The organism is Kitasatospora sp. NPDC056531 (genome assembly GCF_042794375.1).
GTDB lineage: Bacteria > Actinomycetota > Actinomycetes > Streptomycetales > Streptomycetaceae > Kitasatospora.
This window is the reverse complement of record NZ_JBHTTU010000167.1, coordinates 1-7453: the sequence shown is the minus strand read 5'-3', so window position 1 is coordinate 7453 and position 7453 is coordinate 1. Positions and strand designations below refer to the sequence as shown.

The following is a 7453-nucleotide window of genomic DNA, read 5'->3' as shown; positions in this document are numbered from 1 at the left end:
GCCAGGACGGCGCGGGTCGAGCAGGTCCCCCTGTACTCCGACCTGCCCCCGGCCGACCACCACGACGAGAAACAGCCGCTGCTCGCCGAGCACATCGTCGCCTACCGCATCGACGGCCCGCTGCTGTTCGCCGCCGCCCACCGCTTCCTGCTCGAACTCACCAAGTCCACCGAGGTCAAGGTCGCGATCCTGCGGATGTCCCGGGTCAGCGCGATCGACGCCAGCGGCGCCACCGTCCTCGGCGACGCCATCACCGAGCTCCGGCGCCGCGGCACGCTCGTCCTGGTCTCCGGTATCCGCGACGAACACCACCGCCCTCTCAACGCCCTCGGCACACTCGACCGGCTGCGCGCCGACGGCCACGTCTTCGCCACCACCCCCGACGCCATCGCGCACGCCCGCGTCCACCTGCGGGGCGGGGCCGCCCCGACCGACCACGCCCTCACCGCGTCCGGAGCCTCCCGTTGACCGATCCCACCGAGAGCCCGTGGTGACCCGCCGTTGGCGGGACCGGGACCGCCCCACCGGCCACGTCCCCGTCCTCGTCCGCCTCCCGCACTCCCCGCCCGCCGTACTCCCCGAATAAGGCCGCCCTTGCGCTTCACCGTCACCCCGTACGACGACCACGGCACCCCCACCACCCCGCAGACCGTCGACCTGCCCGCCCTGCGGGCCCTCCTCACCGAGGCCGCCACCACCGGCCGCCGCCTGCACATCCGCCCCCAGCCCCCAGCCCCGGGCGACGGGCCCCACGACGGGCCGCCACCCACGCTGACCTCGGACGACACTCCGCACACCCTGGATATCCTGAACACATGAGCGACAACCTCCCCCCGTGCCCGCAGTGCTCCAGCGAGTACACCTATGAGATGAACGCCCTGATGGTCTGCCCCGAGTGCGGCCACGAGTGGGCGCCCGTCGACACCGACGCCCAGGCGGGCGGCGCGGGCGAGCGGGTGATCCGGGACGCGGTCGGCAACGTGCTCAGCGACGGCGACACCGTGACCGTCGTCAAGGCGCTCAAGGTCAAGGGCAGCGCCTCGGGCATCAAGGCCGGCACCAAGGTCCGCAACATCCGCCTGGTCGACGGCGTGGACGGCCACGACATCGACTGCCGCATCGAGGGCTTCGGCGCGATGCAGCTCAAGTCCAGCGTCGTCAAGAAGGCCTGATCCAGCGGTCGTCCGGCCCGCGACCCCGTCCTCCGAGAAGCTGACGCTGGGGGGGCGGGGCGCTCGTCCGCGCCAGTGAACGCGTCTCACCAGCGGCCGGGAATCGTGTGCGCACCCCCTGCCGGTGAACCGGCAGGGGGTGCGCCCTTTCCCTGCGTCTTCTCTACGCCTCGTCTACGACGGAGATCGAGCGAGTCGGCGGCCGATACGTCCGTTCGGTCGCGGAACGAGGGTGGCAGCGATGAAATGGTGTCATGGGCGAGGCTAGGCGGTCCGGCCATGCCGAGCATCCGCATCGACACCAGCCACTTGACCTTTCAACAGTTCGCCATCTCGGATCCGCCCGCCCCCCCACGGACGGCAGCGGGATCACCACCCTGTCACCTGCCCGACATTCCGTCCGGCGCCACGGGCAATCCGGTGCTCATCCAGAGCAGTTTCGGCACCCGGGGGAACTTCGAGGTCCTGGCCCCGACCCGTGGCGGGATGGCACACCCGTTCCCCAACAACGATGATCCGGCGCTGCCCTGGAGCGTGCCCGTCGCCATTGACGTCAAAGGTGACACGATCGAGGCGATCAGCATGATCCAGGGGAATTTCGGCCCGCCCGGCCACGAAGGCCCCGGCAACTTCGAGGTGATCGCGCGCATCGGCAACCGTCTCGCGCACTTCTCCCGCGACAGCGAACCGCCCTTCACCTGGCACGGGTCGAACTTCCTGACCGTGGTCGATGCACTGGGCGGGCAGTAGGGCCTTCGCGGAGTGGCCCTTGTCAGTCGCCCCACCTGTCACTACAGTCACTGACGCTCTGTCAGATACACACGGGGGAAGAGAATCCGGTGACGACCGACCCAGCCGAGCTGAAGCACCTCAAGAGCCTGCGGGAGTTCATCGACGAGTTGTCGGGGATCGGGGAGATCCAGCCGATCGACAAGGAGGTCGACTGGAACCTCGAGATCGGCGCGGTCGCCCGCCGCTCGTACGAACTCCGCGCCGCCGCGCCGCTGTTCAACACCATCAAGGGCATCGAGAAGGGCTTCCGCGTCCTCGCCGCTCCGGGCGGGCTCTCAGCGCAGCCCGGGCTGACGTACAGCAGGATCGCCGTGGCGCTGGGGCTGCCGCCCGACGCCAAGGGGGCGGAGATCATCACGGCGATGGCGGACGCCCGTACCCGGGAGCCGATTCCCCCGAAGGTCCTGGAGACCGGCCCCTGCAAGGAGAACGTCATGGTCGGCGACGACGTCGACCTGCTGAAGTTCCCCACCCCGCTGATCCACGACGGGGACGGCGGGCGGTACATCCAGACCTGGGGCATGAACATCGTCAGGACGCCGGACGGCTCCTGGACCAACTGGTCGATCAACCGCATGATGCTCGTCGACCGCAACCGCCTCGCCTGCCTGATCCCGCCGCCGCAGCACCTGGGCATCATCCGGGCGCTGTGGGAGAAGCAGGGCGAGCCCCTGCCGATCGCCGTCGCGCTGGGCGTCGAGCCCGGCCTGCCGTACGTCGGCGGCATGCCGATCCCCGAGGGCGAGGACGAGTCGCACTTCCTGGGCGCCTACTTCGGCGAGCCGCTGGAGATGGTGCGGGCCGAGACCGTCGACCTCCTCGTGCCGGCCACCGCCGAGATCGTCATCGAGGGCCACGTCTCCCTGACCGACCTCGTCGACGAAGGGCCGATGGGCGAATACCCGGGCTACCTCGACCGCGGCAACCGCTCGCCCAAGCCCGTCCTGCACGTCAGCGCCGTGACCCACCGCAACGACGCGATCCTGCCGGTCGCCGTCGCCGGCGCCCCGGTGGAGGAGGACCACACCGGCTGGGGCATGCCGCACGCCGCCGAGATGACCCACGTGCTGCGCCAGGCTGATGCCCCGGTCTCCGCCTGCTGGGGCGTCCTCGAATCGGCCGCCCACTGGTGGGTCGTCGCGCTCACCCCGGACTGGCACGAGCGGACCGGGCTCTCCTCCCAGGAGATGGCCCAGCGGGTGGGCGAGATCGTGTTCGGTGCGGGCAAGCTCGCCTTCGGCATCCCCAAGCTCATCCTGGTGGAGCACGACTTCGACATCGCCGACCCGAACCAGGTGATCTGGGCGTTCGCCAGCCGGTCCCACCCGGAGCACGGCGAGGCCCACTTCGCGAACCAGCCGCAGAACATCATCCCGGTCTACCTGGACGAGCACGAACGGCTGAGCTACCACGCGACCAAGGTGGTCTACAACTGCCTGCTGGCCGACCGCTTCCCCGCCGACGAGCGGCCGGTGGCCTCGGACTTCGCCCACAACTGGTCCCCGGAGCTCCAGCAGCGCGTCCTGGACGACTGGAAGGCGTACGGGTACCGGTAAGTCGTCCGCCGCCGCCCCCGGCCCGCGCGACGAGCGCCGGGGGCGGTAACCGCTTCCAGCGGTCGCCCTCTCAGGGGGACAGCGCCGCTTCGAGCGCCGTGACGGCCCGCGTCGGCGGGGAGACACTGGTCGGGGGGCCGGAGGACGGGAGTGAACGCGATGACTGACGGCGCGGACCGCGGCTACCGCGTGCTGGTCGGCGAGCTGGCCTGCCTGGTCCGGCTGGCGCACGCCGCGCTCGGAGGAGCGACGGTCGTACTGACCGGTTCGGCGGGCGGCGGCGACGGCGTCCCGGCCGCGGAGGAGGCCCTGGCCGAGCTGCGCTCCCGGATCGAGGAGGACGCCGCCGGAACGCTCGGCGGCCGGGCCGGGACCGTCGTGGGCGTCCACGTCGGGTGCGAGGTGGAGGACCTCGGGCAGCTGGTGCAGCGGCTGCTGGAGGCGGCCTGGGCACGCCAGGAGCGGGAGCCGTTCGACGAGCGGCTGCTGGCCCCGCTGCGTGAGATGGCCGACGCGGCGCTGGACCTGGTCGCACGGGCGGCCGAGGTGCTGGAGTCCGGGGCGCCCGGGGCGGTGGCGGACGTGCTCACCGAGTTGCAGGAGATCGGCCGGCGGCAGCGGCTGCTGTACGAACTGCTGCTGCACGAGGACCACGCGGACCCGGACGACATCGCCGACCTGGTGCTGCTGTCCTGCTGCTACCGGCAGTGCGCCGACCACGCGGGAGCGATCGCCCGCCACGCCGGGCTGTTCGCGCACGCGGCGACCGCAAAGCCGTGAGAGGCGTGACATCCGTCCGGGCCCGGGGCTGAGGCGCTCGGCAGTCCGGCGACGCCGAACCCGGTCCGCGCGGACATCCCCTGGGAAACCGACCATCAGGCGGTGGTAACTGATCGGCTCAGCGCGGAAGTTCCTCCATCGTCCGGGCATCGACCCAGGCCGACCAGCCGTTGGAGCAGACGATGTGCGCCCAGTCGCCCGCGCGTTCCAGTAGCTGGAGTTCGACCCGCGCGTCGATCCTGGCCGCCGGATCCAGGGTGGGATCGGGCGCTGCCCAGGCGGACATGCCGCCCTGCGGGACGAGGTGGGTCGGTTTCCAGGGCCCGCCGGCGCGCGGTGGGGACGGCGGTGGCGTCGCTGCTTGCTGGGAGGCCGGTACCCGGGCTGCGGCTGGCTCGTAGACCTGCTCGGGCAGCGTGACCCCGGGGATGGAAAGCAGGAAGTTCCGGGTCACCACGGCCGCCTCCGCGAGATCGAGCGCCCGCAGTCCGAAACGGATGCCGGACCAGCCGGCGGAGGACCTGGTCAGCCCCTGGCTGAGCAGGACCCACAGCACCGACTGGGTCACGATGAAGAGCAGCAGCTCTTCCTGCCCGACGGGACGGCCGTCCGCCCAGCCAATCAGCTGGATGTCGTGCAGCGACAGGGTGCTGATCCAGGTGGAGAGTGAGGCGGCGAACATCGTGAAGGCCAGCGACGGCTCGTAGCGAATCGGCTCAGTGCCGTCGACCGGCTGGAGGTGCCCAGCCTCGACGTACCGGCGCAGCTCCTGCTCGGCGGTCTCCGGCGTGAACACCGGCAGCGTCACGCCGGTGCGTCCACCCGGGTGAGCGAGCAGCGCGAACAGCTCCCCGACGGCCCGGGCGAGCCAGCGCCGGTCCGCGACCAGGGCGGCGCCGCTCTGGGCGTCCAGCACATCGGTCGCTGACAGCGTGATCGGTGCCGGCTCGACCCGCCGACGTGCGTAGGAGCGAACGAACCCGCCCTTGAACGCATCGACCAGCGCGAGCAGGAAGGCGAGTTGCTCCGCGCCCATCTCCTCCTGCGGCGGTGGGATCGACACAGCCGCAGAGAACTGCAGTTGCCCCTGCACCCACTCGACGAGGTCGTCCTCGGCGTACGGGGTCAGCACCTCGTAGTCGTGGTCGAGCGAGGGCCGCAAGCCGGTGAACAGTTCGCCGACCCGGCGGGAGGAATACAGCCTGCACTGGGAGGGCGCGGCATCGAACAGGGCGCTGCGGGCGTCCACCACGCGGTCGGGAACGGCCAGCGGGGCGAAGGCCCGGCGTACGGTGGTCTCCGGCAGAACCCGGATGTCCTGCAGGATCTCGTCGGCCGCGCGGGCGGGGCCCCGCCCAGCCTGGTCGCCGGGCGACAGCAGGTCGGGCAGCGGCGAGAGCAGGGCCGGCGGCGGCAGCCCGAGCTCGCCGACCAGCGGCCCGAACTCGGCCCGGTTGAGCGGAACGGCCCGGGTGAGCCCCCTTGGTATCGGGGCGGGGCGCGCTGCGTCGGCCGACGAGCGCAGCTGGTCGAGCGCCTCGGCGAGCGGTGTGCCACTGCTGAGCGGGAAGAGCGAGCCTGTCTCACGGACGACGGCGAGCGGGCCGACCCCCACCAGCCGGTCGCGGTCCTCCCCACTCTCCAGATGTTTGCGGGTGTCGGGGAAGAAGACCCAACACCATCCCTCGTCCTTGGTGTTCGCGTCAACGACGGCCAACTCGGCCTGCATACCGACCGAGAGATTCTGCACGTACTCGCCTGCCGTGCGACGGGCCTGCGCGAGATCGACCACGACCGTCACCTCCCTGTCTGGATCACGCCGAAGTTCACGTAGCCCTGACCCATGAACTTCGCCTGGGCACCGCTCTGGAAGTCGATGAACTTCACGGTGCCGCCGTCGTTGACCACGTTGAAGATGTGCCCCGGCAGGTCGTCCCCGCGGCTGGCGACGACGACGCCCCTCGAACCGGGCCCCCAGCTCTGCTGCACGAAGTTCTTGATGTCCTCCCGCGAGGACTGCACGACCCAGCTGCCGCCCAGCGTTCCTGGCGCCGGCGGGGGCGCTCCAGGCGGAACCGGCTGGTTGAAGATCTTCTCGATCTGGCCCGCCGTCAAGCCGTTCCCGGGCGGCGCGGGCGGCATGGAGACACCCGCGAGTTTCGCATCGCCCACAAGGGTGCAGTTCGGACAGTTCGTCGCCGTGGTGATCGGATTCCAGTCCTTCGGCGGAATGCTCTGGCCAGTGTCGGTGAAGAGGCTCGTCTTCGTGTAACCGACCGGCTTCCAGGACGGACCGCCGCCGTTGACGCCGGCCGCGAAGGCGTTGATGTCCGTGATGCCCTGAGTACCAGGAGTCCGGGACAGCGACTGGGACGGAGGCGGCGGGGGTGGCGGTTCTGGCGCGGGGGCGCGGGCGAGACCGGTGGGAATGGACTTCGAGGGGGCGGGAACCGGCGGGGTGGCGGCCGGCCCGATGTTGTTGATGCCCACAGCGGACAGCGTCAGGGCGTTGAAGACGTCCTTGGCGAACCCCATCGCGATCGAGCCTGCGCCGGCCGCCGGGGCCGCGTTGGGGTCGATCACCTGGCCGATGGTGGCTTGGTAGGCGGCATGCAGCGTGTTGACCGGAAGCGTCGCGCTGGCCACTCCCCAGAGCGCCCCTGGCAGCCCGCCCTGCTGGTAGCCGATCCCCGCGCCTTGCACGGCCTGGCTGGCGAGGTTGATGGCACCGACCTGCGCAGCGGTCGCTGCTCCGGCGGCGATGGCCAACGGCCCGGTCAGGATGCCTGCGGCGATGGCGAGGTGCTGCATGGTCTGGGCACCGGCCTCGTGCTCCTGCGCGGCGATGGCGTCCTGCTCAGCCGCGGCGGCTGCCGCCATCGACTGCCCCTGGGTCTGGTTGAACACGGCCGTGGTGAGCTGGCGCAGCTTGTCGGCGGTGTCGCTTCCAGGGGGCCCGCTCTCGATCTGCTGCAGGACCCGGTTGGCCGCGTCGAACTGGCCGGGCGGGAGGTGGTCGATCAGGTTGCTGAGGTAGTTCTCGTGGGCCTGGATGCCGTCGAGCTGGTGGAGGTAGTCGGTGTAGTCCTTGTCCCGCTTGGTGCCGGCGGCGAGGAGCTTGTCCATGCCGTCGTCACGGGCCTTCTCCCGGGC

8 protein-coding genes are annotated in these 7453 nt (G+C 71.0%); 6 read left to right on the top strand and 2 right to left on the bottom strand.

The genetic code is table 11. The features are described from left to right. The 6 genes from ACFQ87_RS43070 to ACFQ87_RS43045 form a co-directional block, all read left to right on the top strand. On the top strand, positions 1–468 hold a 468-nt coding region (locus tag ACFQ87_RS43070; protein ID WP_380616464.1), incomplete at its 5' end, for an STAS domain-containing protein. Positions 469–594: 126 nt separating this feature from the next. Further along, positions 595–819 carry a hypothetical protein gene (locus ACFQ87_RS43065; RefSeq protein ID WP_380616462.1) on the top strand — a complete coding sequence of 75 codons (225 nt, stop codon included), beginning with the start codon at positions 595–597 and terminating at the stop codon, positions 817–819. Continuing rightward, positions 816–1172: a zinc ribbon domain-containing protein YjdM gene (locus ACFQ87_RS43060; RefSeq protein ID WP_380616460.1), complete on the top strand. Its 357-nt coding sequence runs from the start codon at positions 816–818 to the stop codon at positions 1170–1172. Before ACFQ87_RS43065 ends, ACFQ87_RS43060 begins: the two co-directional genes overlap by 4 nt. Before the next feature lie 279 nt (positions 1173–1451). Further along, positions 1452–1922: a hypothetical protein gene (locus tag ACFQ87_RS43055; protein WP_380616459.1), complete on the top strand. Its 471-nt coding sequence runs from the start codon at positions 1452–1454 to the stop codon at positions 1920–1922. Positions 1923–2011: 89 nt separating this feature from the next. Beyond that, positions 2012–3520, top strand: a complete 1509-nt coding sequence (locus ACFQ87_RS43050) for a UbiD family decarboxylase (protein WP_380616458.1) — start codon at positions 2012–2014, stop codon at positions 3518–3520. 159 nt (positions 3521–3679) lie between these two features. Continuing rightward, positions 3680–4300 (top strand): hypothetical protein, encoded by a 621-nt coding sequence (locus tag ACFQ87_RS43045; protein ID WP_380616456.1) that lies wholly within the window; start codon positions 3680–3682, stop codon positions 4298–4300. Positions 4301–4418: 118 nt separating this feature from the next. Here the strand turns inward: ACFQ87_RS43045 and ACFQ87_RS43040 are convergent, their stop codons facing one another. Together ACFQ87_RS43040 and ACFQ87_RS43035 are read right to left on the bottom strand one after the other, a co-directional pair. Beyond that, the gene (locus tag ACFQ87_RS43040; protein WP_380616454.1) at positions 4419–6092 is read right to left on the bottom strand and encodes a YrhB domain-containing protein; all 1674 of its coding nucleotides are present in this window, start codon (positions 6090–6092) and stop codon (positions 4419–4421) included. Between the two features lie 5 nt (positions 6093–6097). Further along, positions 6098–7453, bottom strand: a 1356-nt coding sequence (locus ACFQ87_RS43035) for a toxin glutamine deamidase domain-containing protein (protein ID WP_380616453.1), incomplete at its 5' end; no start/stop codon positions are given.